This is a genomic window from Massilia genomosp. 1 (assembly GCF_011682185.1).
GTDB lineage: Bacteria > Pseudomonadota > Gammaproteobacteria > Burkholderiales > Burkholderiaceae_D > Telluria_A > Telluria_A rubra.
In genome coordinates this window covers 1-255 of record NZ_WHJF01000578.1, presented here as the reverse complement: position 1 = coordinate 255, position 255 = coordinate 1, and the positions used below count along the sequence as shown (strand labels likewise).

At 60.8% G+C, this 255-nt stretch carries 1 protein-coding gene; it reads right to left on the bottom strand.

Annotated elements, in window-relative coordinates; translation table 11 throughout:
* Positions 1 to 255 (bottom strand): transposase family protein (locus tag F1735_RS34980; protein ID WP_187364442.1); only part of this gene is annotated, 255 nt, incomplete at both ends.

Here is a 255-nt window from a genome sequence, read left to right as displayed (position 1 = left end):
CTTGCCACATGCGCCGCAATCGACCCGCGGTACGTCGGCATGCAGCCAGGCCTCATGCTGGAAGAAATCAAGGTGGCGCCAGTCGCGCCTGACCCTGTCATGAACACCTTGCCCGTTTACGCCGCAGACAGGGCAAGGCAACTGTTTCGCGTTGCAGGCGACCTCGAAATCGATCCTCCGCTTGGCAGTGTCGAGCTCGACCTTGACCACTTCCCACGGAAACTTCAGTCCCAGCGCGGACGTAAACAGGGCTTC